The organism is Gracilibacillus sp. JCM 18966 (assembly GCF_055392695.1).
Window position 1 is genome coordinate 2,535,563 of record NZ_AP043883.1, and the last position, 25,512, is coordinate 2,561,074.

28 protein-coding genes and 1 pseudogene are annotated in these 25,512 nt (G+C 36.8%); 22 read left to right on the plus strand and 7 right to left on the minus strand.

Annotated elements, in window-relative coordinates; all coding sequences use genetic code 11:
• Positions 1–40: 40 nt before the first annotated feature.
• On the minus strand, positions 41–1,633 hold the full coding sequence (locus tag ACZ5N5_RS12125; RefSeq protein WP_347403256.1) for an MFS transporter: 1,593 nt from the start codon (positions 1,631–1,633) through the stop codon (positions 41–43).
• A gap of 111 nt (positions 1,634–1,744) precedes the next feature.
• A complete protein-coding gene (locus tag ACZ5N5_RS12130) occupies positions 1,745–2,320 on the minus strand; it encodes a TetR/AcrR family transcriptional regulator (protein WP_277679141.1) in 576 nt (191 codons plus the stop codon).
• Positions 2,321–2,935: 615 nt separating this feature from the next.
• Between ACZ5N5_RS12130 and ACZ5N5_RS12135 the strand changes: the two genes are divergently transcribed.
• The 7 genes from ACZ5N5_RS12135 (at position 2,936) to ACZ5N5_RS12165 (ending at position 8,538) form a co-directional block, all read left to right on the plus strand.
• Positions 2,936–3,523, plus strand: a complete 588-nt coding sequence (locus ACZ5N5_RS12135; RefSeq protein WP_464372556.1) for a PadR family transcriptional regulator — start codon at positions 2,936–2,938, stop codon at positions 3,521–3,523.
• Positions 3,480–4,400 (plus strand): alpha/beta fold hydrolase, encoded by a 921-nt coding sequence (locus ACZ5N5_RS12140; RefSeq protein ID WP_277679143.1) that lies wholly within the window; start codon positions 3,480–3,482, stop codon positions 4,398–4,400. The genes ACZ5N5_RS12135 and ACZ5N5_RS12140 overlap by 44 nt, the downstream gene beginning before the upstream one ends.
• Positions 4,401–4,808: 408 nt before the next feature.
• A complete protein-coding gene (locus ACZ5N5_RS12145; protein ID WP_464372557.1) occupies positions 4,809–6,311 on the plus strand; it encodes a malate:quinone oxidoreductase in 1,503 nt (500 codons plus the stop codon).
• A gap of 241 nt (positions 6,312–6,552) precedes the next feature.
• Positions 6,553–6,789: a YozQ family protein gene (locus ACZ5N5_RS12150; protein WP_054787380.1), complete on the plus strand. Its 237-nt coding sequence runs from the start codon at positions 6,553–6,555 to the stop codon at positions 6,787–6,789.
• Position 6,790: 1 nt separating this feature from the next.
• Positions 6,791–7,057, plus strand: coding sequence for a small, acid-soluble spore protein, alpha/beta type (locus tag ACZ5N5_RS12155; RefSeq protein WP_054787381.1), 267 nt, complete (start codon positions 6,791–6,793; stop codon positions 7,055–7,057).
• Between the two features lie 116 nt (positions 7,058–7,173).
• The gene (locus tag ACZ5N5_RS12160; RefSeq protein ID WP_277679146.1) at positions 7,174–7,902 is read left to right on the plus strand and encodes a YqcI/YcgG family protein; all 729 of its coding nucleotides are present in this window, start codon (positions 7,174–7,176) and stop codon (positions 7,900–7,902) included.
• Between the two features lie 75 nt (positions 7,903–7,977).
• Entirely contained in the window at positions 7,978–8,538 is a 561-nt protein-coding gene (locus tag ACZ5N5_RS12165; protein ID WP_109984981.1) for a thioredoxin family protein, read from the plus strand.
• Between the two features lie 29 nt (positions 8,539–8,567).
• Here ACZ5N5_RS12165 and ilvB read toward each other — a convergent pair whose 3' ends face one another.
• The gene (gene ilvB / locus ACZ5N5_RS12170; protein ID WP_464372558.1) at positions 8,568–10,211 is read right to left on the minus strand and encodes a biosynthetic-type acetolactate synthase large subunit; all 1,644 of its coding nucleotides are present in this window, start codon (positions 10,209–10,211) and stop codon (positions 8,568–8,570) included.
• Between the two features lie 188 nt (positions 10,212–10,399).
• Here ilvB and ACZ5N5_RS12175 point away from each other — a divergent pair, with 188 nt between their 5' ends.
• Genes ACZ5N5_RS12175 through ACZ5N5_RS12185 form a run of 3 tightly spaced genes read left to right on the plus strand, consistent with a single transcriptional unit; the run spans position 10,400 to position 13,257 of the window.
• The gene (locus ACZ5N5_RS12175; RefSeq protein ID WP_245902354.1) at positions 10,400–10,654 is read left to right on the plus strand and encodes a thioredoxin family protein; all 255 of its coding nucleotides are present in this window, start codon (positions 10,400–10,402) and stop codon (positions 10,652–10,654) included.
• A complete protein-coding gene (gene nrdD, locus ACZ5N5_RS12180; RefSeq protein ID WP_464372559.1) occupies positions 10,647–12,590 on the plus strand; it encodes an anaerobic ribonucleoside-triphosphate reductase in 1,944 nt (647 codons plus the stop codon). Before ACZ5N5_RS12175 ends, nrdD begins: the two co-directional genes overlap by 8 nt.
• 13 nt (positions 12,591–12,603) lie before the next feature.
• The gene (locus tag ACZ5N5_RS12185) at positions 12,604–13,257 is read left to right on the plus strand and encodes a 4Fe-4S cluster-binding domain-containing protein (protein ID WP_109984978.1); all 654 of its coding nucleotides are present in this window, start codon (positions 12,604–12,606) and stop codon (positions 13,255–13,257) included.
• A gap of 95 nt (positions 13,258–13,352) precedes the next feature.
• Here the strand turns inward: ACZ5N5_RS12185 and ACZ5N5_RS12190 are convergent, their stop codons facing one another.
• Positions 13,353–14,042 carry a Crp/Fnr family transcriptional regulator gene (locus tag ACZ5N5_RS12190; RefSeq protein ID WP_464372560.1) on the minus strand — a complete coding sequence of 230 codons (690 nt, stop codon included), beginning with the start codon at positions 14,040–14,042 and terminating at the stop codon, positions 13,353–13,355.
• A 228-nt stretch (positions 14,043–14,270) separates the two neighbouring features.
• On the opposite strand from ACZ5N5_RS12190, the gene ACZ5N5_RS12195 reads away from it, so the two are divergent.
• Positions 14,271–14,804, plus strand: a complete 534-nt coding sequence (locus ACZ5N5_RS12195; RefSeq protein ID WP_054860615.1) for a hemerythrin domain-containing protein — start codon at positions 14,271–14,273, stop codon at positions 14,802–14,804.
• A gap of 42 nt (positions 14,805–14,846) precedes the next feature.
• On the opposite strand, the gene ACZ5N5_RS12200 is transcribed toward ACZ5N5_RS12195, so the two are convergent.
• Together ACZ5N5_RS12200 and ric are read right to left on the minus strand one after the other, a co-directional pair.
• Positions 14,847–15,572, minus strand: coding sequence for a YwiC-like family protein (locus ACZ5N5_RS12200; RefSeq protein WP_109984976.1), 726 nt, complete (start codon positions 15,570–15,572; stop codon positions 14,847–14,849).
• Between the two features lie 43 nt (positions 15,573–15,615).
• On the minus strand, positions 15,616–16,290 hold the full coding sequence (ric, locus tag ACZ5N5_RS12205) for an iron-sulfur cluster repair di-iron protein (protein WP_277679151.1): 675 nt from the start codon (positions 16,288–16,290) through the stop codon (positions 15,616–15,618).
• 198 nt (positions 16,291–16,488) lie between these two features.
• Here ric and ACZ5N5_RS12210 point away from each other — a divergent pair, with 198 nt between their 5' ends.
• From ACZ5N5_RS12210 to ACZ5N5_RS12230, 5 genes are read left to right on the plus strand one after another with little or no spacing between them, the layout of a single operon-like run.
• Positions 16,489–16,617 (plus strand): cytochrome c oxidase subunit 2A, encoded by a 129-nt coding sequence (locus tag ACZ5N5_RS12210; protein WP_245902349.1) that lies wholly within the window; start codon positions 16,489–16,491, stop codon positions 16,615–16,617.
• A gap of 55 nt (positions 16,618–16,672) precedes the next feature.
• A complete protein-coding gene (locus ACZ5N5_RS12215) occupies positions 16,673–17,092 on the plus strand; it encodes a cytochrome c oxidase subunit II (RefSeq protein WP_277679157.1) in 420 nt (139 codons plus the stop codon).
• A gap of 38 nt (positions 17,093–17,130) precedes the next feature.
• Positions 17,131–18,786, plus strand: a complete 1,656-nt coding sequence (locus ACZ5N5_RS12220) for a cbb3-type cytochrome c oxidase subunit I (RefSeq protein WP_109985104.1) — start codon at positions 17,131–17,133, stop codon at positions 18,784–18,786.
• A 33-nt stretch (positions 18,787–18,819) separates the two neighbouring features.
• Complete coding sequence (locus tag ACZ5N5_RS12225; protein WP_347403257.1) at positions 18,820–19,452, plus strand: SCO family protein; 633 nt, start codon at positions 18,820–18,822, stop codon at positions 19,450–19,452.
• Positions 19,449–20,006 (plus strand): hypothetical protein, encoded by a 558-nt coding sequence (locus ACZ5N5_RS12230; RefSeq protein ID WP_464372561.1) that lies wholly within the window; start codon positions 19,449–19,451, stop codon positions 20,004–20,006. The genes ACZ5N5_RS12225 and ACZ5N5_RS12230 overlap by 4 nt, the downstream gene beginning before the upstream one ends.
• A gap of 107 nt (positions 20,007–20,113) precedes the next feature.
• On the opposite strand, the gene ACZ5N5_RS12235 is transcribed toward ACZ5N5_RS12230, so the two are convergent.
• Positions 20,114–21,232 (minus strand): TIGR04053 family radical SAM/SPASM domain-containing protein, encoded by a 1,119-nt coding sequence (locus ACZ5N5_RS12235; RefSeq protein ID WP_109984972.1) that lies wholly within the window; start codon positions 21,230–21,232, stop codon positions 20,114–20,116.
• A 258-nt stretch (positions 21,233–21,490) separates the two neighbouring features.
• Here ACZ5N5_RS12235 and ACZ5N5_RS12240 point away from each other — a divergent pair, with 258 nt between their 5' ends.
• The 6 genes and pseudogenes from ACZ5N5_RS12240 (at position 21,491) to ACZ5N5_RS12265 (ending at position 25,507) form a co-directional block, all read left to right on the plus strand.
• Positions 21,491–22,183: a Crp/Fnr family transcriptional regulator gene (locus tag ACZ5N5_RS12240; protein WP_464372562.1), complete on the plus strand. Its 693-nt coding sequence runs from the start codon at positions 21,491–21,493 to the stop codon at positions 22,181–22,183.
• Positions 22,184–22,279: 96 nt separating this feature from the next.
• A pseudogene (locus ACZ5N5_RS12245) lies at positions 22,280–23,314 on the plus strand (IS3 family transposase).
• Positions 23,315–23,446: 132 nt separating this feature from the next.
• A complete protein-coding gene (locus ACZ5N5_RS12250; protein ID WP_109984970.1) occupies positions 23,447–24,067 on the plus strand; it encodes an NUDIX hydrolase in 621 nt (206 codons plus the stop codon).
• A gap of 81 nt (positions 24,068–24,148) precedes the next feature.
• Complete coding sequence (locus ACZ5N5_RS12255; protein ID WP_054787393.1) at positions 24,149–24,361, plus strand: DUF6366 family protein; 213 nt, start codon at positions 24,149–24,151, stop codon at positions 24,359–24,361.
• Between the two features lie 78 nt (positions 24,362–24,439).
• Positions 24,440–25,192 carry a lysostaphin resistance A-like protein gene (locus ACZ5N5_RS12260; RefSeq protein ID WP_464372563.1) on the plus strand — a complete coding sequence of 251 codons (753 nt, stop codon included), beginning with the start codon at positions 24,440–24,442 and terminating at the stop codon, positions 25,190–25,192.
• A 96-nt stretch (positions 25,193–25,288) separates the two neighbouring features.
• Positions 25,289–25,507 carry a hypothetical protein gene (locus tag ACZ5N5_RS12265; RefSeq protein WP_054860623.1) on the plus strand — a complete coding sequence of 73 codons (219 nt, stop codon included), beginning with the start codon at positions 25,289–25,291 and terminating at the stop codon, positions 25,505–25,507.
• Positions 25,508–25,512: the final 5 nt, after the last annotated feature.

Below are 25,512 nucleotides of genomic sequence, written 5' to 3' on the forward strand. Positions count from 1 at the left end.
TTTTGTCCCAGCCTCTTTTATAGCCACATCACTTGTTTCATCAATGTCTATATTGTGGTTTTCTTACCAAAGTGATAATACCCGCGGCAATATAGAATAGACCAGGAATTGCGGCAAAAAGTGATAGGAAACAAACCACCACGGTCACGATAATCATTCCCCAGCCTGCTATGAACGGACGGCGGTTACCTCTTAGTAGGATTACTGCACAAACGCCGAGAGCCATCGTGATCAATCCAGGGGCGATAAACATCGTTCCTGCATGACCCAACTGTTCCAACGTGTACGCATTCTCGCTTGCACTCCATCCGGATTCCAAATATTGCAGAAATTTATCACTCTTCGTTAAAATTTTAAATACAATGCCGGTTACTATCATGACGAAACTAGCAATAATTCCAAGTACGCTTAAGGTAATTTCCAATGTTCGTCTCATAAAAAAACCTCCATTTATATCAATATTTTTGCTTTTTAGCCATTTGTTTAGCATTGACAACCCCATCGTTGCACTCAGCAAGGCAATCCCTGCTATGGGAATTCGATGATCTGCATGATAGAGCGAAGTACTAACAATCGGTGCGATAATCGCAGAAATTCCTTGTACAGTTGTAACCAATCCGGCTACACTGCCTTGCTGTTCACTTGTAACAGAGATAGAGGCACCGGCCATAAACCCCGTCATCATGAAGCCGGCTCCGGCACCCAATAGGACAAATGCAAAATAATAACCTGGCAGCTGATGAGCAAACAGAAAGGTAACCATACTTGCGAACATAAAGATGGAACCGCACAAACTCATCGTCGATGGCTTCCATTGCAGCCATTTGGACTGAATGACCTGGGCGATAAGTATAGCCAAACCTGTACACATCAAGCCAAAGGAAACGGACCACGCCAGTCGATCAGACGGAAGGCCGAGTTGATCTTGCAAATAAAACCCGGCAATAACTTGGATTGTAAACAGACCAATCATCGTAATGAATGAAGCGAATAAATAAAGTCGCAAACCGCGTTGAAGCGGTTTGAGTCTAAGTTTTACAATCCGGCCCTGCGGCATAGTAGCTGGCATGAGAAACACAATGATCAACAAGGCGACTGCTGTGATCGTGATGCCAAAGTACATCGGCCATAACAAATCAACCAAACTAAAAATACCTGCTATGGCTGGGCCGAAGATTAACCCCATACCATTGGCAGCGCTGATAACAGCCATTCCTTTGCCCCGCTCCTGCTCTCCTGCTTCATCTCCCATTAATGCTTGAGATGCCGACAGAATGGCCGGGATGAACAAGCCAACTACGCTTCGCATTGCGATCATTAAGAACAGCAACCATCCACCGCTTATCCAGTGTTGGAGACCGCTATAGAACGTGATGGTCAACAATATGGTACTGATGGTCAATCCAAACAATCCGATAATAATAACCGGTTTCCTACCTCTTCTGTCACTAATTTTCCCCCACACCGGAGCCATGACCGCCGTCATAATCGATCCGGTTGAAATTAGGATACCGGAGTGGATTTCTTTCAGGCCTAACTCGCGGATCAATGAGGGGGTGATAGGGGCAAGAATCATCACACCTAACATGGCGACAAAAACGCTTATAAAAACACTGACATTTTTTCTATTCATACAACTTGACTCCTCATAGATTGATCATAGAGTTACTGAACTCTTTTAACGTTACGGCGTAATATGAATGAATAAAGTAAAATTCATTCATATTACTTTAATAAAATCGCATCAATCATGATGCTTAGTCAGACCTTTTATGATAAATTCAATTAAATATTGCATCGCTTTTGGGAAATATTCGATCCCAATTTCATCTTTATGCATGTCAATGCAGACTAGGGAATCAAAGAAAACAGGCAGAAGCTCTTCATCTACATCATCCCTGAGCCTCCCTTGTTGTTTCCAATTCAGTAATAAATCCAAAAAGAAGTCGCGTACGGAATCCATGCTTTGGCCGTCTTCATCTCGGTAATGTTTCTCTAGCTCCTTATAGAAATCTTGTTTGTACCACTCTCTTAGGATAGGATTTGCATGGATCGCTTCTTGATTCTCTTTGAGCAATTGACTGATTAGAATAACCGGCTCCTGGTTTAAATCCAACGATTCGATCAGCCGGTTCTTAAGTTTCTCATTTTCTTGCTTATAGATTTCAATAAATAATTGTTCTTTAGAATCGTAGTAATTATAAAACGTTCCAACACCTATTCCGGCTTGCTCAGCTATTTCTTTAATATTTGTTTTTTTAAATCCCTTTGTACAGAACAGTTCCTTACCGCATGTGAAAATTGTGAATTTTATGTCCACATATCTCAATCCTTTATGAATGAATTAAATTATATTCATTCATATTTAAACACAAAAATATATTACTGTCAACAGGGCGGGCAAAAATCTCCTTTGCTACAGCGATCCGTATAAAACGAACTGCTTCGTATCCAAAATATCCCGACGTCCCAAAAACTCGTCAAACCCGACCGCATAGCTATCGTGATGACTCGTGTCACTTTTCGAACATCGACTGAAACACTCATGGTGTAAGGAGGTGGGAGGTTGAGGTAACTACACCCGCGGAAATATTTCTGTTAGCTGCAAACAAGAAACTCGAAAAAGATATTCGGAACCTTTGAGCGGAGGGGGGCACTACAGAGGCAAGCAGTGTAGTCGAGTGTTTGACCTCTGCTGTGGCGAAAAGGAAGAGAACATCGAATATTGTGTAGTGGATAAAAGAGGTAACGTAGTGGTAGTGGAACAGGTAATTATTTGAAATAAAATTATGTCAAAATCTCGAATCATTTTGTTTTTTCGTTGACGATTGTTGAATACGGATAATACCTTCTTGGCCTTTCTTATTGAATCATAATACCGTTCATGATAACATGTCTATAAAATATATCTTAAAGATATGTTAGGAGATTAAAAATGAAAACTGAAACGAAATTTATCATTCTTGGGATGTTAACAATTGGATGTAAAACTGGATATGAGATTAAGAAATTAATAGATACGAGTTTCAGTTATTTCTGGAAGATGAGCTATGGTCAAATATATCCGGCTCTGAAAAAACTTGTTGATGAAAATCTTGCAATCGTTATTCAAGTTGATGGTGATCCATTAGAACGAAAACATCATGAAATTACGGAAAAAGGGAGCGAAAAGCTTTTGCAATGGCTTGAAATGCCTGTTTTAGAAACAGACATTCAACGAAAAGAACTTCTTGTAAAAATATTTTTTGGGAGGCATCTTTCCTTTGAAAAAGTATTGGCACATCTTGACATGCAAAAAGAACTTCTGAAAGCGAAGCAAGTCATCTTTATGGAGATCGAAGAAAGTATTTTGGAACAAAAAGAAAGTGCCGATACACCCTATTGGCTGTATACATTGGACTATGGTAAACGCGTGAATGAAACAGCACTTGCATGGTGTGAGGACACAAAAAGAGCTATTTTAGAGAGGAGAAATAGGGTTGGTTCAAAAAAGAGAACAACTACAAATAACGAAGAGTGCTGAACAGAAAAATACTGTTGGACATTTTATTAATAAAGAAGCAGAGATAAAGTTCCTAAGAATTTATGACAAAGCAATGGAACAATGGCCTGATTCACGTCAGGAAATAAACATAGGAACAAGTTACGGTCCGACACTTGTATATCGTTTTGGGGCACAGGACGGGATTCCCATTGTTTTACTTCATGGAGCGAACGGCACTTCCGCATCCTGGGCAAATTTTGTTGTAGAATTGGGAAAAAATCATCCAGTTTTTGCTGTGGACACAATTGGCGATGCAGGGAAAAGTATACAAAAATTACCTATTCAACGTGCAGAAGATTATAGTTCTTGGTTAGACGAAGTATTGAATGCTCTTGATGTGACAAAGGTGCATTTAATTGGTGCATCCTATGGTGGCTGGATAACCCTGAATCAAGCAGTGCATTCACCACAGTTGCTTCAATCTATTACACTAATCGAACCAGCTCGTGCACTCGCCGGTTTAAAGTTTATAGCGTGGCCGTTTATGATTTGGGCAAGTATGATTGGACCTGACTTTGTTCGTCGAGCATTTATCTATTGGAGCAGTGTAGGTTCGTCTTCCAACGAACTACAGCAGCAGTTAGTGGTTTCAGCTATGCGAGATTACAAGATGCAACGCATTCCTCCGCAATATATCAGTGATGAGGAGCTTCAATCTGTGAAAGTACCAACTCTAGTGCTTTTAGGAGAGAAAAGTCCTATGCACAATTCCAAACGTGCAGCCAACCGAGCAAAAAAGCTATTGCAAAATGTTGAAGTAGCAATTCTACCAAAGGCAGGACATCAGTTGCCAGCGGATTTAGTTACTGATCGAATTTTGAGGTTCGTTGAATATGAAAAGAAATCTTCCAAATGAAAATCTGTTCCCGTGTTCCACAATGAAAAGGTTATCCATAAGGTGGATGGCGCTTTAGTTTTATATCAAGGGATGGTTCCCTGGATCATGTCGCTTCTCGGTATCCTATCAAAAAATGCGACCCTCACACTTTCGCATAAAACTCATGTCCCTAGAGGCTTCGTGTCAAGCCAAGAACAATTTATTAAGTTTGTAAAAAAACCTATTTTATTAAGTTTCTCCTGTGTCTTTTAAATAATTTTCATCTATTATATAATATTAGGTAAGCATTTTAATTTCGAAAACATAGTGTTACACTATGACAAGATAAACCGGTCCAGAAACGATGTGTGACTAGATACCATCTTAGCGAGACATGGCGCTTCATGCATCCTTTCTGCAATTTAATAGGGGATAAGGAAGGTAAAAATGAGTAACACACAGACAAAAACAGACGTTATCTTAATTGGTGCAGGAATCATGAGTGCAACTTTAGGTGCTTTATTAAAAGAGCTAGCACCAGACTGGAAAATCAAAGTATTTGAAAAGCTTGGCAAGGCAGGAGAAGAAAGCTCGAATGAATGGAATAATGCAGGTACAGGTCATTCTGCACTTTGTGAGCTTAATTACACTTCGGAAAAACCCGATGGTTCCATAGATATGACAAAAGCAATCAAGGTAAATGAGCAGTTTCAGGTTTCGAAACAGTTCTGGTCTCATCTTGTTAATAGCAATTTGATCGAAAATCCACAAGATTTTATTGTGTCCCTACCTCACATGAGCTTCGTACAAGGGAAAAGCAATGTCGAATTTTTAAAAAAACGTTATGAAGCGCTTTCTGAAAATCCTTTGTTTTATGGGATGGAATATACTGATGACCCAGTCAAATTGATGGAATGGATTCCATTAATGATGCAAGAGCGTAAGGTGGATCAACCTATAGCTGCTACCAAAATCGAATCTGGTACGGATGTTAATTTTGGTGCCTTAACCCGTAAATTATTCGAACATTTAGAAGCAAATGATGTTGATTTAAAATACAAGCATAGTGTTGAATCATTGAAACGGACGGAAGATGGGGCCTGGGAAGTAAAGGTTAGGGATTTAGAGACTGGTACGACTGAGCGACAAACTGCGAAATTTGTCTTTATTGGAGCAGGAGGCGGAAGTCTACATCTACTCCAAAAATCTGGTATTCCTGAAGGGAAACATATGGGTGGTTTTCCTGTAAGTGGTATATTTATGGTCTGTAAAAACCCTGAGGTCATTGCCAAACATCATGCTAAAGTATACGGAAAGGCAAAGGTTGGTGCACCACCGATGTCCGTTCCACACCTTGATACACGCTTCATCAATAACAAAAAATCATTATTGTTTGGACCTTTTGCAGGCTTTTCGCCTAAGTTCTTGAAGACGGGATCCATGTTTGATTTGATCACCTCAGTAAAACCAGATAATCTTTTCACCATGCTATCAGCAGGTGCGAAAAACTTGTCATTGACTAAATATCTGATTCAACAAGTGTTGCTATCTAAAGAACAACGAATGGAAGAATTACGTGAATTTATTCCAGATGCAAAAAGTGAAGATTGGGATTTAGTTATTGCAGGCCAACGAGTACAGGTGATAAAAGATACGGAAGCAGGAGGGAAAGGAACGCTCCAATTCGGTACGGAAGTAGTAAGTGCAGAAGATGGTTCGATAGCGGCCTTACTAGGGGCTTCACCTGGTGCATCAACGGCGGTTTCCGTGATGCTACAGGTTTTGGAAAATTGTTTCCCTCAACAAATCAAACAATGGGAGCCAAGGATCAAAGAAATGATCCCATCCTATGGAGTGAGATTGTTGGATCATCCCGAGTTGATTCAAGATATTCATCTAAAGACGTCAAAAGCACTTGGATTAGTAAAGGAAATGGAAAGTCTAGAATAACGGCGTCTAGATTACATTCAAGAAGTTTACTATAAAAAACACAGATGAAACCCCATCAGAATTTATTGGATGGGGTTTGTTTTCTGCCTTTATTAAAATCTTGTAGACACTTCTATCAGTTCAAATATCTGATCGGTTATTTTTGCCTGTTCTTTATTTAACTATTCCTTTAAATTTTTTCTTCCAAATAATCATTCATAATTTTAGTCTAATTGCAAATGCTAATTATGGAGGGATTGATATGTCGAAAAATAAAAGGAAGCCAATATCAAGTAGTGAAAAAGTAGCGAACAATCATTATAATGTTAACCATTACAATAGCCAGGATCAAACAGAAAAAGGGTTAGCAATTACTCATGAACAAGCATCTGACAATTACATGGAAGGTACAATAGACGCTAAGATTGACGAAACTAATGAAAACGATGAAGTAACAAGTCATGATGGGGAAGAAATTCCTAGAAAAGGATATGAATAAAATGGCTAAAAGAAATAAAATTTTAGTTCCAGAAGCCCGTCAAGGTTTAGATCTGCTCAAAGCAAAGGTTGCCAATACAAATGATCCTCAACGAGCGAAATATGAAATAGCGGAAGAACAGCATGTTGAGCTTAATCAAGGATACAATGGTAATATAAAAGCTAAGGATGCTGGGAAGGTCGGAGGTCAGCTTGGTGGTAAGATGGTCAAGGAATTAATTAAAATGGGCCAAGAACAGCTCCAACAGAAACAAAATGATTCTAAATAATATTAGAAAAAGATCGGTTTAACTGGAATAAGCTAAACTGGTCTTTTTATTATTTTCGAGACATTCACCCAAACGAACTTGCACGAATATAGTGGAGTATGCGTGAGGTGATCTAAATGAAGCAATTAAATTGTCAGGATATTGCTGTAGAAGAGTCCCTTTCCACTTGGCAAAAAGAAGTGCTCGAACAATTTAAAGCGAAAATGACTGATAAGAACGATCTTTTCCCATGTATTCCTGCTACAATAGGATTCTCATTGAATCAGTTAAGATATGGCTTTTTAAAAGATTCAATTAAGCACAATACGGTGCAGGAACTGGCAAAACTATTAGGGAATTTTACTGAACATGCAGATGAATACGGGGATTATACATCACTGATTGTTTTTTATGATTTACCAGAAGAAGTAAAGAAAACATATACGGTGGAGCAATATGAACAATTATTTTGGCAGCAGCTTAACGAGCTAGTAGAATATGATGAGATAGAGTGGCCAAATGAAATTCCGAGAGAAGCTCAGCATCCACTGTGGGAGTTTTGTTTTCATGGAGAAAGATATTTCATGTATTGTGCAACCCCAGCGCATAGTAATAGAAATAGTCGATCCTTCCCTACACTAATGCTGGCAATTACTCCAAGATGGGTTTTCCAAAAGTTTAATAAAACAAAACATGCAGATAAGATCATTCATCAAGTAAGAACAAGATTACAAGAATATGATACGATTTCAAGACATCCGGAATTAAGAACTTATGGAGATGAAGACAATTTTGAATGGAAGCAATATTTTCTGCGAGATGAGAACATTACTTTAGCAAAATGTCCATTTCATAATAAAAAATAGTAACAGGCATCCCTCTGTACTTTTTCGCTTGAATGTGCTACTTTTTGGACATAACGATCGGAAAGGGATGGAATGATGAAAACAGAAGAGCAATATTTTCAAGAAGGTAGAACCATTCAAGCATATATGAATGAAATGAGTAAATTAAAAGAGGAAAGCTTTTACGTATATGAAAATTTCCAGCTACCAAATGACGGATTAATCGAACAATTAAAAGGGAGTAGTATTCATTTTTTAACGATTACCGAGGATTGGTGCGGAGATGCGATGATGATTAATCCAGTTATTCGCAAAATTGCAGAAGAAGCTGATATTGATTCAAGAGTTACTTTAAGAGACCAAGACACAGCATTAATTGACCGTCATTTAACAAATGGTGGGAGGGCGATTCCAATTGTTTTAATACTAGATGCTAAGGGTGAACTAATTGGTAAATGGGGGCCAAGAGCACCAGAAGTACAGAAATTAGTCGATCAATTAAGAGCACCATTACCACCAAAGGATGATCCGACCTTTCAGGAAAAAAACAAGGAAGTAATCACTATATTAACAGAAAAATATCAGCATGATGAATCTCTTTGGTTGTATGTGTATCAAAGCTTTATGAATGAAGTGTTATCCTTGTTAAGGAAATAAATAGGTGGGGTCAGTGCTAGACCCCAGCTCTATTCTCCACTGATCGCATCCGTGTTATTTCCCCCAGGAGGTACGATCGGATAAACATTGACCTCTTCTTCTATAAGAAAATCCAATAGTACAGGTCCATCGATTTGAAAAGCTTCTTCCATTATTTTTTCCAGATTATCTTTAGCTGTTATTTGAAAGGCCTTAATCCCGAAGCTTTTCGCTAATAAAAGAAAATCTGGTGAAGCTATTTTTACTTGAGAATATTTATGCTTATAAAATAATTGCTGCCACTGGCGAACCATGCCGAGATAGCCATTTCTTAGAATCGCAATTTTGATATTTAATCGGTACTTTGCAACAGTGAGAAGCTCTTGGATATTCATCTGGATACTTCCATCACCAGATACACACACAACAGGTTGGTTTGGTTGGCAAACTGCTGCCCCTATTGCTGCTGGTAATCCATAGCCCATTGTCCCAAAACCACCAGAGGTAAGGAAATGTCTTGGCTGCTGGAAAGGAAAATGAAGTGCTGTCCACATTTGATGCTGCCCGACATCTGTTGTAACGATGACATGATCCTCCGCATTTTTGTACAAACACTGGATAATGCTATCTGGCTTTAACTCACTCGTCGAATAACTAAATTGAGGAGAGGTTTTTTTCCAAGTTACTACCTCTTCTTGCCAATGCCCAGCTTTCAAGGTGGATAGTTGTTGATTAACGGCTTCTAAAACTTCTTTAACATCCCCAATGATAGGTAGATCGACCATAATATTTTTATTCACTTCAACCGGATCTATTTCAATTTGAATTTTCGTTGAATGGGGAGAGAATCCTTTGGTCTTGCCGGTGATTCTGTCACTAAAACGGACACCGAGACAAATAAGAAGATCACATTGATGGACAGCTTTGTTTGCTGCAAAGGTTCCGTGCATTCCCACCATTCCTAGATGAAGGCGGTTTCCCACATCTATTGCACCTAATCCCATAAGCGTACTGACAAAGGGAATTTCCGTCAAGGTTAGAAATTCATTTAATGCTTTGCTAGCACCAGATATTATGGTACCACCTCCGACCAATAGGACTGGTTTTTTCGCTTTTTTTATCTCCTCAACTATCCGTTTGATTTGATGATTTTGTATAGTGAGTGATTTAGGTGGTATTATGTGCATTTGTTTAATCGCACCATTTTCCTTCCATTCTTGCTGAAAAAGCTTGTTATCGTATTCGACAATAACGACTCCAGGTCTACCAGCATTGGCAAGCGTACATGCTTTTTCTACAATAGGGGGAAGCTCAGTTAATTGTTGGAGCTTAAAATAGTGCTTGCAAATAGGATTCATTATTGCTTCTACATCTAGAGCATGTTCCTGCTGAATAAATACGACCATTGGTACACTATCTAATTGAGCAGTTGCTATACCCGTCACAGCATTGGTGATTCCGTATTTTGTTGGGATAAAAGCAATACCTACTTTACCTGTAGCTCTTGCATAACCATCACCGGCATGAAGAATGGCTTGCTCATGTGTTAACAAATATTGTGTGAAATCCTTCTTATTAGAAGTAAACATTGGATGGCTTCTTGATCCAAAAATTGTATCGACATGTTGTTTCTCTAAGGATTGTATGAAGAGTTCTTCCCATTTTTGATATTGTCTTTCCTCCACTCGTTGCATCCTATTTCGACTCCTTTAATGATTTCATTTCATTCTATATCCTTCCTTTTCGATCTTGCAGTGATTTTTGTCACTTCCTATCTATTATGAATCGTCTATTATATCTATATATAGTTATTTATTTGTTTTAAAATACTATATATTGTGTTTATATTATGCTATAGAAAGGGGTTCTAGGATTGAAGCTAATGTTGCTAAAGACAAAGGCCTGTCCAAAATGTGAAGTAGTCTATCGATTTTTAAGCCAAATGGATGTGCCATTTCAAGTCATCGATTTGGTAGATCAACAAGAAATGGCAGAAAGCTATAAAGTAATGTCTGTACCAACTACCATTTTATTGGACAATCTCAATAGGGAGTTGAACAGATGTATAGGTGTTAATCCTATGGAGCTAGAAGAAATGGTACATATAATGAAAAAAGGAGAAGAGAGTCATGTTTAAAAATTCCAAACAAATCATCCAAAAATTCACCATGAATGGGGAGGATAAGCAAACCGATTTCTTGAAACATGAAAATAGCAATTATGTGTATTCCCTCCCATTACTCCGACATAATTTAAACAATTATGCTGAGGAGGAGTATTTGTTCACACATATTTTACCGAAAGAAATAAAAACACTCTATGATGATGGGGTAGTATATGTTCATGACAAACAGCTTGCCCCGTATTGTGTATCGATTAGCTGTTTAGATATCGCAACGAAAGGTATTCCATCTCTTGCTAAGAATATGATTTCATCAAAACCAACAAAACGATTAGCCACATTACTTCGCCACTTTAGCAATGTTGTCACTTTAATTTCACAGCAAGTGTCAGGTGCAGTGATGCTAGCACAGTTATCCACGATTGCCGCATCTTATTTACATGATGAAGCGCTACGTGGAGTAAATTATTCAGATGATGAATTAAAGCAATTGTTTCAAGGGTTAATCTGGGAATTGAATATGCCTCTTCGTTCAGGGGCTCAAAGTAGTTTCTCTAATATAACATTGGAATTTGGAAAGCCTTCAGAAGAAATTAAAGAAGAATATATTATCATTGGTGGGGAAATAAGATTTATCCAGTACAAGGACATTCCAAGCAGCTATTTTGATAGAATCAATCAAGCCATCATCGATGTGATGAGTGAGGGAACAGGTAGTGAGGGTATTCCATTTACTTTTCCTTTATTAACCGTACAAATAGATGATGCATTCAATTATCAAAATCCTCTGTTTCTCGAGCTATTGGACAAGATGTACAACTGGGGTGGAGTTTATTTTGAAAATTTTAAAACTAGTCCGTTCCAGGATCCTTATTATAAAAAGTTCAATCCATTGATTCAACCGAAGGATCAAGAGGTTAGTCGTAGTCTCTGTTGCCGTCTTCAGATTAACCTTGAGACATTGTCCAAGGCCGGTGGGGGTGTCTTTGGTTCCTCTACTGGATCTACTGGAGCAGTTCAAGTATTAAACTTAAATATGAATCGAATGCTAATAGAGTTTGGTCATGATCATGATTTGTTGAAGAAGAAAATGAGGGACTATTTAGAAATTATGCAAGCGGCCCATATGGCAAAACGCCATTGGATTGAACAGAATAAAGAGTTATATCCTACCTTTTTTGCTTACAATGATAATCTGAAAAACTATTTTAATGTTTTTGCTATAACAGGCATGAATGAAGGGCTGATAAACTTTGGATTTACAGAAGGAATAAAAGACGAAGACGGGAAGATGCTTGCCCATGAATGGATGCAATATATGACAGAGATCATTAATGAATTTATTGTACGGGATAAGGTTGCATGTGGAATCGAATACGCACCAGCGGAAAATGCGGCAATCAAATTGGCACGTCATGATGTGAAGTGGGCAGCTAAACATGACCGTGAAATTTTTGTTCAAGGAGAAGGGGAGAATCCATACTTAACGAGTGGGTGTATGACTCCATTTTCTGAGGAGAATTTTCTAGCTCAATTGGAAAATAGTGCGGAATTCCAAGGCTATGCTACATCGGGAAGTGTGCTTCACCATTTCCTAGAATCAAAGGTAACACCTGAACGTTTAGCCACTTATCTCGATAAAATTTTTCAAAAGCCCATTAACTATATTACATTAACTCCAACCATTACTTCTTGCATGAGCTGTGGTCAAAAGATTATTGCAGATGATGCGAAGAATATAAAGAAATGTCCTACATGTCATTCCGTTGATATTGCTACATTTAGTCGAGTTATTGGATATTTGAAAATGATTGCACGTAATAATATCCATGTTGATCAAAAAGGGTATTATGAAGGGAAATATAATTTTTGGTCTAAAGCGAGAAGACATGACTGGACTGTACGAAACCGTGTAAAAGACCATACATTGGAAGAGGTTGTCCGTCAATAGTAGGGGGAACACTATGAAATTTTATCAGAATTTTATCCGAACCTTTTCGGATTTACCAAATCATACGACATTACTCGTTCATTCTTTATCTGGTTGTCCACTGCATTGCTTTGGATGTCATAACTATGACGAAATCATAGCCCAGACACCGAGTGTGTATAAAACTACCGATGATTATTTTCTATACTTGAAAAAAAGTGGGTTTTTGTTTGATGCAGTTATGTTTAGCGGAGGAGAATTTTTAATCGATAGTATGAAGGAGATTCGTCCATTGCTTCTGGAAACTAGAAAGCTATTTGATGGCAAGATTATTGTGACAACAAGCGGTATCTATCAAAAGAAGGTTCAACAATTATATGATGAAAATCTTGTAGATGGCATTCATATAGATATGAAGCTTCCCTATCATGCTCTTGATGTGAAAAAGGACAAGCAAATCTATCAAGATATTATGGGAATATCTCCTTCTAAGAAAATAATAGAGAATTTACTTACCAGTATTGATTTAGTAATTGCTCATAATTCCTATCTTGATCAACTTCGAACCGTTAAATATCCCATATTAGATGATGGTTTTTTTAAGAGTATTCGAGATTATATTGAAGAACGAAAAGCATATTTTCAAAGTGAAGTCCCCTATTTCTTAAATGAATTTTTGCCCCATTAGGGCAAGTATCAGTAAGAGGCCCTGAAAAAGCATTTGGATATAGAGGTGCTTGAAAGGGCCTCTTTAGTTTGAAAGCTCTTGCTGCAAACGAACCACTAATCTTGAAGATACTGCTTCAATTGCCAAAAATCATAGATTAGTATTTCCTTTCGATTGTAAGTCATTATCCCGGTTTTTTTTAATTGGTTAAAGACTCGATTAACGCTTTCTCTCGAAACACCGATCATATTGGCTAATTCAGAATTTGTAATTGGTAGATGAAGTTGAATCGTATCTTCCTTCTGCCTAATCCCGAGATCACAGACAAACTGGACTAGTATGAGCACAACTTGATGAAAGACATCCTGAGTTTGCCTATATAGTAATCGATCCTGTGTTTCTTGATAATTTTTTTCTATTATACGAATCACTTTTATTAATAGCCCTGGTTTTTGAATAAGTAAAAGCTCGAATTCCATTATCGGAATAGATAACACATGCACATTGGTAAGAGCAATAGCAGATGATGGATATGGAACATTCTCAAAAAAACCTACATATGGAAACATATCATTAGTGTGAAGAACATGTAGTATCTGTTCATGGCCGTTTCTATTTATTTTAATCATCTTGACTAATCCTGATAAGATAAAATATACATTGGTTCGGGATTCGTCTTGGTGAAACAAAATTTTGCCTTGATTATAGCTGCGTTCCATTGAAATCTCGCTCAAATGAATTAATTCATCTTCTGTAAGATTTTGAAATAAAGGAAAATGGATATAAGGCGTGCTTGTTTGTGACATCTATACTCCCACCTCGATCGAAAATTCTAAAATGAATTCTTTGTTACCATCCTAGCAAATAATTCATCATAAAATAATGAGGAGAATCCCTAATTTGTTTTAAATGAAATAGATAAAAAGGAAAATTAGAGAGAATAAAATCATTAAATCAAGGGAATTCCCCAATGTTGTATTAGGTCTTTCTTTCTTATAATAGTGTTGACAAATGATACAGAAGTAGGTGTTTACATGTGGACAGAAAGAGATCTGAATAGTCGTAATAAAGCAATGAAAATGCTCGAAAATGAACACCACTATTTAAGATATTTAATGGAAGAATGGCATCCGATTGTATTAGACTTTGAGAATGATCGATTTGAAGAAAAAGAGGATGCTGTGCTAGCGTTTCAAGCTTTGAGAAACAAATTAAAGGATTTCATTGAGCCATGGAAAAAACATACGGATAAAGAAGAGAAGTATTTTTTTCCTGCTCTTGGCATGTATATAGGTAAAGAACAAGGTCCGATTGTATCGATCGAAGAAGAGCATCAAGAAATTGATGGTTATATTGGACATTTCTTCTATCATTCCCGAGGAAATATAGAGGAGATGTCATATCAGGAGCTGAAAAAAGTGGTCCAGGATGCTGGTGAAGCGTTTGAGGTGATCATGATTCATTTTGTTAAAGAAGAAACCGTTTTGTTTCCAATGGTCGATAAAGTCATGAAGATAGACGACCTTCAGCAATTAACAGCTAATCTCCATTCACTTATTACAAAATAAATGCAAACAAAAAAGAGGAGTCGTCCCTGTGACAGCTCCTCTTTACATTATTAGAACGAGAATAAAGAATAGAATGGAATTAACAATTTCAACAATTCCAGAATGGATCGGCTTGACTTGGCCATCTCTAGGTGTCAGCCAATCCTTAAGTACTCCAGGAAGAAAAGCAATCGCTAAGGACTTCCAATTTAGGAGTATCGGTAGAAGTAATAACAGGGCGTGGTAAATATTAGATTTGTATTGAAAGGATCGATTTTTTAACTCACGAATCAATGATTTCACATAAAAGGCACTACCCATAAAATAAGCAGTGATTATGAACAAAAGGATCAATAGGTCCATAGTGAACTGTTCAATCCCGATGTAGTAGCTCGCCATACCCCCAATCGCAAAAATAATGATCCCACTTAAGTCATTCCACAGTGATCGTTCATTTTTAGTCTTAATAAAATACACATTAACTGCAAAGAGTGGGAGCATAAACGAACCAAATAGTAGAAGACTTGGCATAATGATCACTAATGGAATCAAACATAGTAAGGATGGTATACCATACCACAGCATCCATGGAAGCATCTTTTTCTTCTTGCGTTTATTCCTTACCACATTAAGTAATGGGGTTGACATTAAATATAGAAAAAACCAGCCAATCAAAAAGACAACATGTAGCCCTCTAGGGTTAGATAAAAAGATGCCAAGTAATGTGGGAAGAAGGAACATGGCCCACGAACCATGTTCTTTTGGTAAAATTATTTTTGTTTTTGCCATTGTTATCACCTTATCTCTAGATTGCCCTGCTATATATCGTCTTTTATGAAGCAGTAAAACGTGGGAAGAGTATATTGTTCTCTAGATGAATATGCTGAAATAGATCTGACTCTAATTCATCTAATTTTAAATAAGTTAGCTGGTACGTATTACATGCCCCTGTTGGAATAGCGTAATCGTCTGTTACTTCACGCATCAGCTCTAGCAATCTGCCCTCATGCTCATGTTCTTCCTCGAAATGATGAATGATTGCAGCTGCTGCCTCTACATCATTATCCATTAATTTAGGAAATAGCGTGCTTTCTTCCTTTTCAAGATGTGATTCTAGTTCACTTTTTAATTGATGGAATACGGTGTAAACGGTCGTAAGCTCTGGATGTGCTTCTCCATGCACGCGTTGAACCTTTGTCACATATTTGCTTAATTCAGGTAGAACTTGTTTCAAATAACCATGATGTTTTTCCACTATATGTTCAATGAGCTCTAGATTGCTTTTGCTTGTCCAATCGATTTCATCTTGATTATTTGTTTCCTCATATAGCTGGTTTATTTCAGTCAAAACCGCTTCTTTGTCGAGCTTTCTTTTTTCTAGAGCCTCTCCAATCGGACGATTCCCTCCACAACAAAAATCTATTTTATACTGTTTGAATAGGGAACTAGCCTTTGGGAATTGTGTAACTATGTCTCCTGTCTTCATTTCTAAATCAAATCTATTCATGAAAATCCCTCCAATTTAATTGTTCATGCTAACTATATCGTTATCCAATAGTAGACTCTGTGAGAAAAATCACATTTAAATATATTATCCTAATTCTTTGTCTAAAAAATGAACATTAGAGGAAAGTGATTTACCTCACTGCGAATGATTATCAGTGAAAATACAATGAAGCTAAATAAGAAAAAGGAGGCAAATACGGTGGGAAAACAAGTGGAGAATAATAAAGAAGCTTCATTAAAAGGTGCATTCGTATCTGTATTATTTTTAGGTAGTTTCATTGCATTATTATGGTTAGGTATTTGGAGCTTATTTATGGCAAGAGTTTAGAGGAGGGAATCTCGTGCATCGTTATGAAAAAATATGGTTAATTTTAAGTTCTGTTATGATTTTAGGGTTTATGTTTATTATCGGTTATCAAGCCTTTGCAGATGAGCTTGGTCCTCCCAGCAATCAAGAGACGATTGATCCACAAAAAGTCGAGCAACAAGAGCCCTTTAATAATCCTGGCGTAAAAAAAATCGGGGAAAAGGAATATGAAGTTGTCATGACTTTAGAAATTTTTAGCTTTGACCCCATGGAATTAGAGTTTCCAGCTGGTTCAACCGTGCATTTTGTCATGACATCTAAGGATGTGGTTCACGGAATAGAGATTGCCAATACCAATGTTAATACAATGGTGGTTCCAGGTTATATCCAGAGAATCACGCAAACCTTTGATAAACCAGGAAATTATTTAGTGCTTTGTAATGAATATTGTGGAGCTGGCCATCAAGTGATGTCAACAACGATTCAGATTAGTTAGTAGAGAGGGTGAGAGGATTGACTGTACTTAAAAAAAGTATGATAGAAAGAGTAGAGAACAAGCTTGGTGCAATTCCAGAAGATGTTAAAATATCAAAATCCTACATGGTGGTCACATTCATTGCCTTGCTTGTAGGTGGAATACTCGGATTAGTGCAAGGCTTAAATCGTGCAGGTTTACTCGAAATACCGAATGGATTCAATTATTATCAAATTCTCACAGCACACGGTATTTTATTAATTCTCATTTTTACTGCATTTTTTACTATTGGTTACTTTTATGCTGGTTTGTCTCATACTTTAGGTGGTTTATCACCAAAGGTAAGAAAAATGGCTTGGATCGCCTTTGGATTAAAGATAATCGGCTTTATTATCGCTCTAATTCCTATTCTGCAAAATGAAGCATCTGTTTTGTATACCTTTTATCCACCAATGGCTGCATCTCCGATTTTTTATATTGGGCTTGTATTGATTGTATTAGGAATTTGGGTCAGTGCATTTGGCGTATTTATTAGTGTGGCAAAATGGAGAAAACAACACAAAGGTCAAAACATACCGATCTTAGCTTTTTTTGCTACAGGTGTTTTTGTTTTATTATTTTTCTCCAGTATTTTTGTTGCAGTCGAAGTATTCATGATTATCCCATGGGCTATCGGATGGGTAGAAACCATCAATGTCATGCTAAGTCGGACACTGTTTTGGGCGTTTGGACATACACTCGTTAATATTTGGTATATCACGGCTATATCTGCATGGTATGTGATCATTCCCAAAATTATTGGAGGAAAAAGATTTAGTGATACGTTAACTAGAGTTGTAGTTATTTTACTTGTTATTTTAAATATTCCAGGTGGATTTCACCATCAAATTGTGGATCCGGGAATATCAGAACCAATTAAATATATGCATGTATTTATGAGTCTTGCGATAGGATTTCCATCATTAATGACCGCCTTTGCGATGTTTGCCGTTTTCGAGCGCACAGGCCGGAAGAAAGGTGGTAGAGGGCTATTTGGCTGGTTCACCAAGCTGCCATGGAAGGATGTTCGCTTTTTTGCACCGTTTGTAGCAATGGTTGCTTTTATAGCTGGTGGAGCTGGTGGGATTGTGCAGACGATGCATCAATTAAATCAAGTGATCCATAACACACTTTGGGTTGTTGGACATTTTCATCTAACGCTTGGGATGACGGTTGCTTTAACCTTCTTTGGAATTAGTTACTGGCTTATACCCTATTTATCTGGTAGAAAGTTAACCGCAAAAGTTAATACATTAGGGATCTTGCAAACTATTCTATGGACTGTCGGTATGTCACTCATGTCTATAGCCATGCATTTAGTTGGATTGATTGGCTCACCAAGGCGTACTTCATTTTCTAATTATGGGGAACATGAGGTGGCCTTATCCTGGGATCCTTATTTAATTATTCTAGCTATTGGAGGAACCTTATTAATTATTGCGGTAATCATTCAGGTCTATGCTGTATTTCATATGATGTTTCTCTCACCTAGAGGAGAGGAAGGGTTTCCAATCGCTGAAGAGGAAGAACATGCAACACCTACGCCTTATTGGACGGAAAGATGGGGAACATGGGTATTCCTGTTATTAATAACAGTAGCCATGGGCTATGTAATTCCACTCGTTGAATTTATTGTCAATGCACCACCAGGCTCACCCCCTTTTAAAACATGGTAAGAGCGACTCCGAAAATCAGGAGGCGAATTATATTTGAAATCAAAAAACACTTTCTCCTATGTGATAGTTCTTATTGTTTGTTTCCTTATTTATTTTTTAGGAACGGATGGCTTTCGTGCTTTCACTGCCGAGACCGCAAGGGTGAATCAATTAAAGGATCAACAACCAAAATTGCCGGAGGTTATGTTAGAGGATCATCTGAATCGAGTTTATGGATTTGATCAGTTTGAGGGAAAATACTTATTTATCACCTTTTTTTATGCATCATGTTCTTCCATATGTATTGAATTGGAAGGGAATATGGCAAAGGTTTATGAGGCAATTCCTAAAACGTACTTAGGTAAGGATATCGTTTTTCTAAGCATTACCTTTGATCCAACAAGAGATCTACCAGCAAGATTAAAATCGTATCATGATTATTTTACCGATGAACACGACTCATGGCGAATGGCCCGAATTAATAATCATGAAGAGCAAGAGCGATTATTGGAGAGGTTGGGTGTGATTGTCATTCCAGATAATCAAGGAAATTTTGCACACAATTCGGCTTTTTATTTGATAGATCAACATGGTGAGTTACTAGATGTATTGGATTATAAAAATGTCGAACAAGCGATACAAAAGGTAAAGCATATCTTGAATAGTGAAGGTGGGGAACAAGTATGACTCAACCATTCATTGGTATGTTGTTATTTATATTTTTAATTATACCGCCAATTGCTCGTTTTTTTGAATCGATTATGATCCTACACATGCATATGCAGATGCCCTTATTTATCCTATCAGGATTTTTAATGTATCCATTCCTGCGTGAGAAGGCTCCAAATTTTTTTTTAGAATGGAACAAAAATGGTAAGCCAGGACTGTTATTGTTTTTATTGATTACTGTATATTGGACAATTCCTCGCACAATGGATGATGCGTTACAAAACTATTTGGTCGAGTGGTTTAAATTTGTTAGTTTAACCTTTTTTGCAGGAATCCCACTTCGAGACAGCTGGTCCAAGGTCCCTTCATCAGCTAAACAATGGTTGTTTGTTCTTATATTAGTATTGTTTACAGTAATGGGAGTTCTTTATATTCTATCCCCTGTTCAGCTTTGTAATAATTATTTGCTAGTAGAACAAGTTACACTAGGATGGGGCTTTATAACAATGGGAATATGTATCATGATTTATTTAATCCAGAAATGGTTCATCAATCCAGGAGATTATGAATGAAGATTTTGATGAAAGCCTGCTCTTAGTCGAACAGGGCTGGTGCTCGTTTACTTAAAGGAAATAGCTCTACTATAATCAAAAAAGCTCGGCTTTTCACCGAGCTTTTTTTAGATGGGTTTTTTCTTTCTCATTGCTTTGGGAATATATACACAATATGGCTCACTTTCCAAATAGTCTCCGGTGGCAGCATACGCTCGAGAGCGTGATCCTCCACATACATGTCGAAATTCGCAAACACCGCATTTCCCCTTGTAAAGGTCAGGATCTCGTAATTCTTTGAAAATGGTGGAATTCTGATAGATATTTGCAAGAGATGATGATCTAACATTTCCAGCTTTTATCGGCAATAAACCGCTTGGGTAAACATCTCCAATATGGCTAACAAAAACAAAGCCATTTCCATCATTTACTCCCTTAGGTGCACGTCCAAGACCATCAATTGTACCAGTTGCCCCTTTTATTAAGGCATCCTCATAATCAATATGGTCATGCCGATTTTTATGTTCCCTCATTTTTTGCTGGATTACAACTCGTCGGTAATGCTGTGCTGCTGTTGTTTTAATATCAAAATCCACTCTTTTACTTAACTGGTATAGCCAGCGCAAAACCTTTTCATGCTCTGCAGGAGAGATCATATCCTTCGCTTGTCCCCTTCCAATCGGGACAAGAAAAAAGACACTCCAAAGCACACATTGCAGTTTTTTTACTAATTCTGCCATCTCATCTAGTACCTCATAATTATATTTGGAGATAACCGTGTTGATCTGAACAGGTATTTCTAATTCATGTAAGTATTGAATACTTTGTATCGTTAAGTCAAATGAGCCATTTGTTCCTCTAAAATGGTCATGAATTTTTGCAGTTGGACCATCTAAACTAAATGCCCATCTTGATAAGCCGACCACCTTTGCTTTTTGAATAGCTTCTTTCGTCACGTTTGGTGTTGCACTTGGTGTCATCGACACTCTGACACCCTTCTTTACGGCATATTCTGCTAGAGCATAAACATCGTTACGCATTAAGGGATCACCACCAGTAAATACCAAAAGTGGATTATCCATCAAGTGAATCTGATCAATTAGATTTATACCTTCCTCATAGCTGAGTTCAAGAGGATGGCGTTTATATTGTGCTTCTGCTCGGCAATGAAGACATTTTAGTTCACAGGCGCGAGTTAGTTCCCATATAACGATAAATGGATTTTTATGATAATCTCGAGTAAACATTGATGAACTCCTTCTTGTGAAAAATTTAAAATATAGATGCAGTGTAATCCGAAATGGATGTCATAATAGTGAAAAAAATCACTTTTAAAGGAAAACTTTATGACAATTTATTGAATTAGCCCTAAGAATCGATAATAATAGTGTTAGATTGTGATTTGAATCACAAAGTTATTTGATAAACTTTTCTACAATAAAGAAGAGATCTCCATCAATTGGTTACTTAGCTAAGACAATGTCTGTGGGAAGGAGCAGGTTTGGATGTCTACAAATATCATTCAGGATGTTTTATGGAATGTGCCATTATTTAAAGAATTGACCAGAGAAGAAATTGGGGCTATAACGGAAATTGCTAAAATTAAACAATATGCAACCAATAGTTATGTTTTTATGCAGGGCGAGTCCTTAGAACGAGTTCATTTCATCCATAAAGGTAAAGTCAAAATATATAAAACAGATATTAATGGAAAAGAACAAATTGTATCGATCCTCAAATCTGAGGATATGTTTCCACATGCTGGTTTCTTTAGAAAAGGTAATTATCCGGCACATGCCGAGATTATAGAGCCAGCTACTTTAGTGGAAATACCAATTCTTGCATTTGAGCAATTACTATTACAATACCCATCATTAAGCATTAAATTGTTCCGAGTAATGGGTGATATTATTGTAGATTTACAAAAACGCTTAGAAGAACTAGTACTCCATAATACGGAAGAACAAATTATCATGCTATTAATTCGCCTTTCCAAGACACATGGGAAGCAATGTACGGATAAAAATATGATCCTCACCACTCGTTTTACGAATCAAGAACTAGCGAACATGATCGGTTCCTCAAGGGAAACCGTCAGTCGAACAATTAATAAATTGAAAAGAGAGGGACTCGTCAAAGGCACGAAAGGAGGCTATCTATTATTAGATATGGATTGTCTACAATATTACGATTGTTAAATAGAAGGAGTAAAAAGTCGATCAATAAATGATATGCTCCCCTTAAGGTAGACAGATTAAAAAATATAAATCTGTTTTGCCTTAAGGGGAGTTTCTATGTCAAATAAATCTTATTCAAGTAAATTTAAATATGAAGTAATAAAGGACTATCAAAACGAAAATTATACATTGAAGGAATTATGCTCAAGATATCAAATTTCAAAATATACTCTTTATAAATGGATACAGAAATTTGAAAAGGAAGGTATAAGAGGGTTAAAAAACTCAAAAACATGGAAAAGGTATTCTAAAGAATTAAAGGTAAGAGCTATAAAGAGTTACGTATCCGGAGAGTTTTCCCAAGAAGAGATTGTTCGAAAATTTGAAATTTCGAGTCGGTCGGTATTACGTAGATGGATAAAGCAGTATAATGGTCATAGGGAATTAAAAGATACGGGAAAAAGAAGGACGAGCTCTATGACCAAAGGAAGAAAAACGACTTGGGAAGAACGTATTGAAATTGTACAAGACACTTTAGCGAACGGGAAGAGCTATCAACAAACAGCGGAGAAATATCGAGTTTCTTATTAACAAGTTTATCAATGGGTACGTAAATACGAAAATGGTGGATGGGTGCTTTACAGGATAGACGAGGACGTTCTAAGAGCTGAAAAGCCGAATGAAAAATGGGGAACCGATGTCACCGAATTCAAATATGGTTCCTCAAAGAAAGCGTATTCAAGTGCCATACTAGATTTGTATGATGGTTCGATTGTCAGCTATGTTTTAGGTCATTCTAAAATAATAAACTTGTATTTAAAACCGTTGATCAAGCTATTAATCTATTAGATGGGGAACATCCTCTAATTCATAGTGACCGTGGATTTCAGTATACCTCACAAGGGTTTAAAAGAAGGATAGATAATGCAGAGATGACACATAGTATGTCTCGAGTTGGAAAGTGTATTGATAATGGTCCGATGGAATCATTTTGGGGAACTCTTAAATGCGAGAAGTATTATATACATAAGTATGAGACATTTGAGGATCTCTCAAAGCAATTGATGAATATATTCACTTTTATAACAATGAAAGATATCAAGAACGACTAAACGGCCTTAGCCCTAGGAATATAGAGCTAAAGCCGCTTAGGTCAGTTTTTATTATTTCCGCTGTCTACTTGACAGGGGGCAGTTCAAAATTTGATTGGCTTTTCCTATGTCTTTTGTTGGAATATTATGTTAACCTTTATATGAAATTCCGTAAGCTCAAGGAGGAAATAGCTTGGAAGAAGAACAGCTTAAAATCTTTGATATGAATAAAAATGAGATAGGTATCGCTACTCGAGACAATGTACATAAATTCGGCTATTGGCATGAGGTATTCCACTGTTGGTTTGTCAGTAAGGAAGAAGATACCTACTATATTCATTTGCAACGAAGGAGTAAAGAAAAGAAGGACTATCCTAACCTTTTAGATATTACAGCAGCTGGTCATTTATTGGCAGATGAAACCGTTCAGGATGGAGTAAGGGAGATAAAGGAAGAGCTAGGTATGGATATAGCTTATGAAAAATTGGTTCCATTAGGCGTATTTTCCTATAGTGTCAAGCATGGAAACCTAATCGATAACGAATTTGCTAATATTTTTTTATATAATAGCGAACATCATCTGAATGATTTTATTCTGCAAGCTGAAGAGGTGTCCGGTATGGTGAAAGCTAGAATAAAAGATTTTGAACAATTCTGGTTAGGTAAAAAAGAGAAAATTAAAATTACAGGATTTGTTTTTACTAAAGGAGAAAAGGAATGGATGGAAAAATATGTAGGAAGAGATCAGTTCGTTCCACATCAAGATTCTTTTTATCGATTCATTATTGAGAAAATAAAAGCTCAATTAACTTAACTTCGTATCCCAATAATAATGATCTTTATAATTATATAATGAAAATGATATAAATCAGAATTAAGTAAAGGGGAGGACTTGATGAGCAATAGAGAAACAGCTGAACAAAAAAGAGAAAGGCTAAGGCAATCGGAATTAAAGAATAATCCAACAACTAATGTGAGTGATGGTTTTAGTAGAGCGCAGAATGGAAGTTTGGTTGATTTGGTCGGAAGCTTGGGCTGGAAAGGGACTGGTATTCTTCTTATTATTATGGTCGTGGGTTTTATTATTTTTCTAGTCTTCTTCCGTTAACTTTGTTAGGAGTAATTCTTCCAATTGTAGGAGTAGAGGCTGATGTATAAATAAAGCAGGGGAGCAGGTGTCTATTTCATGAAAAATGCATGGATTATCTCATTTATTCGAATTCCGTTGTTGATTGTTACGTTATTTTTTGTTTTCATACTATTAAAAATATTTGGCTTTGAACCTAATTTTTTCTTTTTACCTGATTTATCGGTCATTTACTTTACTGTTGTCAATTTGATTTGCTACGTGCTTTTATATCGAATACTTAAAAAAGAAGGACGTTCTATAAAAAATTTATTAGATTTTCATCCAAATCGTATAGGGAAAGATATTTTGTACGGTTTATTTTGGCTTTTTATTTTGTATATTCCATTTGTGATAGCTGTTATTGGAACCATGTTTATTATGTATGGCACTGAGTTTATCCACCATTTTCAAACGGTTTTTGCTGGAAATGTGGAGAATTATTCTTTCACACGACCAAGATGGCTTATATGGTTTGCCGCATGTATATCATTAATTTTCCCTTTTCTAAATGCACCGATTGAAGAGCTAATGTACCGTGGATATGCACAACGAAAGTTTATAATAAAATATAAAAGAGTATGGATTAGTATTATAATTCCTTCCATTGGTTTTGCATTACAGCACGTTATGCTAGCAGCAAGTATACAGGGTGCTATTGTCTATGCAGTGGCATTCTTTGTATGGGGATTAGGCAGTGGGTTTATTTACCTTAAACAAAAAAGATTATTTCCTCTAATCATTTGTCATTTTATTGTAAACATCGCATTTAGTATACTTCCAATTATTTTTCTTATAACAGGAGTTTATTAACAATCAAGGATTTGTGCTCTTATGGACATATTTGTTGTGAAACCTGTTGCTTAGGCTACTCGTATGCAATAGTATAAATATTAAGGAGTGAAGTAAATGAGTATTGTATCTAGTCAAGGAGATTCTATAACTGTTGTATTTGTGTATCAAAAAAATGAACAAACTGAAGAGTTGACACTTCATTCTGCCCAACTATTAGCATTATTAAACTCAAAACAAGTTTGGATTGAAGCATTTCATGCTAACTTAAAAGTAGAAAACACTGTTTGGTCTTACGCCAATGGAAAGGTTTCATTACAAGTTTATCTAAAATAAATACT

Excerpts from the sequence above, each read along its gene's own strand:
- ACZ5N5_RS12160 (WP_277679146.1), top strand. The coding sequence starts at position 7,174 with ATGAAGCAATTAAATTGTCAGGATATTGCTGTAGAAGAGTCCCTTTCC.
- ACZ5N5_RS12265 (WP_054860623.1), top strand. The coding sequence starts at position 25,289 with ATGAGTATTGTATCTAGTCAAGGAGATTCTATAACTGTTGTATTTGTG.
- ACZ5N5_RS12165 (WP_109984981.1), top strand. The coding sequence starts at position 7,978 with ATGAAAACAGAAGAGCAATATTTTCAAGAAGGTAGAACCATTCAAGCA.
- ACZ5N5_RS12240 (WP_464372562.1), top strand. The coding sequence starts at position 21,491 with ATGTCTACAAATATCATTCAGGATGTTTTATGGAATGTGCCATTATTT.
- ACZ5N5_RS12235 (WP_109984972.1), bottom strand. The coding sequence starts at position 21,232 with ATGTTTACTCGAGATTATCATAAAAATCCATTTATCGTTATATGGGAA.
- ACZ5N5_RS12125 (WP_347403256.1), bottom strand. The coding sequence starts at position 1,633 with ATGAATAGAAAAAATGTCAGTGTTTTTATAAGCGTTTTTGTCGCCATG.
- ACZ5N5_RS12260 (WP_464372563.1), top strand. The coding sequence starts at position 24,440 with ATGAAAAATGCATGGATTATCTCATTTATTCGAATTCCGTTGTTGATT.
- ACZ5N5_RS12215 (WP_277679157.1), top strand. The coding sequence starts at position 16,673 with ATGATTTTAGGGTTTATGTTTATTATCGGTTATCAAGCCTTTGCAGAT.
- ACZ5N5_RS12195 (WP_054860615.1), top strand. The coding sequence starts at position 14,271 with ATGTGGACAGAAAGAGATCTGAATAGTCGTAATAAAGCAATGAAAATG.
- ACZ5N5_RS12150 (WP_054787380.1), top strand. The coding sequence starts at position 6,553 with ATGTCGAAAAATAAAAGGAAGCCAATATCAAGTAGTGAAAAAGTAGCG.
- ACZ5N5_RS12155 (WP_054787381.1), top strand. The coding sequence starts at position 6,791 with ATGGCTAAAAGAAATAAAATTTTAGTTCCAGAAGCCCGTCAAGGTTTA.
- nrdD (WP_464372559.1), top strand. The coding sequence starts at position 10,647 with ATGTTTAAAAATTCCAAACAAATCATCCAAAAATTCACCATGAATGGG.
- ACZ5N5_RS12200 (WP_109984976.1), bottom strand. The coding sequence starts at position 15,572 with ATGGCAAAAACAAAAATAATTTTACCAAAAGAACATGGTTCGTGGGCC.
- ACZ5N5_RS12175 (WP_245902354.1), top strand. The coding sequence starts at position 10,400 with ATGTTGCTAAAGACAAAGGCCTGTCCAAAATGTGAAGTAGTCTATCGA.
- ACZ5N5_RS12230 (WP_464372561.1), top strand. The coding sequence starts at position 19,449 with ATGACTCAACCATTCATTGGTATGTTGTTATTTATATTTTTAATTATA.
- ilvB (WP_464372558.1), bottom strand. The coding sequence starts at position 10,211 with ATGCAACGAGTGGAGGAAAGACAATATCAAAAATGGGAAGAACTCTTC.
- ACZ5N5_RS12190 (WP_464372560.1), bottom strand. The coding sequence starts at position 14,042 with ATGTCACAAACAAGCACGCCTTATATCCATTTTCCTTTATTTCAAAAT.
- ACZ5N5_RS12145 (WP_464372557.1), top strand. The coding sequence starts at position 4,809 with ATGAGTAACACACAGACAAAAACAGACGTTATCTTAATTGGTGCAGGA.
- ACZ5N5_RS12220 (WP_109985104.1), top strand. The coding sequence starts at position 17,131 with ATGATAGAAAGAGTAGAGAACAAGCTTGGTGCAATTCCAGAAGATGTT.
- ric (WP_277679151.1), bottom strand. The coding sequence starts at position 16,290 with ATGAATAGATTTGATTTAGAAATGAAGACAGGAGACATAGTTACACAA.
- ACZ5N5_RS12135 (WP_464372556.1), top strand. The coding sequence starts at position 2,936 with ATGAAAACTGAAACGAAATTTATCATTCTTGGGATGTTAACAATTGGA.
- ACZ5N5_RS12255 (WP_054787393.1), top strand. The coding sequence starts at position 24,149 with ATGAGCAATAGAGAAACAGCTGAACAAAAAAGAGAAAGGCTAAGGCAA.
- ACZ5N5_RS12185 (WP_109984978.1), top strand. The coding sequence starts at position 12,604 with ATGAAATTTTATCAGAATTTTATCCGAACCTTTTCGGATTTACCAAAT.